Origin of the sequence: Geodermatophilus sp. CPCC 205761, assembly GCF_051383655.1 — a bacterium.
GTDB lineage: Bacteria > Actinomycetota > Actinomycetes > Mycobacteriales > Geodermatophilaceae > Geodermatophilus.
Window position 1 is genome coordinate 1 of record NZ_JALPKQ010000117.1, and the last position, 502, is coordinate 502.

The window sequence follows — 502 nt, forward strand, 5'->3', positions numbered from 1 at the left end:
GGGCAGAAATGGCCATTTCTGCCCTTCGGCCGGCTCTCAGACGACGCGGGTGAGGGCGGGCCAGAGCTGGTCGGGGCCGGCGGCGAGCAGGCCGACGCCGAGGACGCCGGCCCAGGTGAGCTCGGAGCCGGCCTCGTCGCGCCAGGACCAGCAGCGCCGGGTCAGGTGGTGCAGCCGGTGTTCCTGGGTGAAGCCGATCGCGCCGTGCACCTGGTGGGCCAGCCGGGCCACGACCTCGACCGCGGCCCCGGCGCGGACCTTCGCGGCGGCGGCGGCCAGCACGACGTCGCCGCCGCGGTCGAGGGTCTGCACGGCGGCGTCGACCAGGGCGGTGGCGGCGGTGACCTCGCCGGCCATCTGGGCCAGCTCCATCTGGATGGCCTGGAACTTGCTCAGCGGGCGGCCGAACTGGTGGCGCTCGCCGGCGTACTGCACCGTCCAGGCCAGCACCTGCTCCAGCGCGGCGGCCAGCTGCACCGCCCGGGCCAGCGCGAACCGGGCC

The 502-nt window shown here is 76.1% G+C and carries 1 protein-coding gene; it reads right to left on the minus strand.

From position 1 onward, the window contains the following. Positions 1-36: 36 nt before the first annotated feature. The coding region (locus MY526_RS26975; protein WP_436705496.1) for an acyl-CoA dehydrogenase family protein at positions 37-502 on the minus strand (466 nt) is incomplete at its 5' end.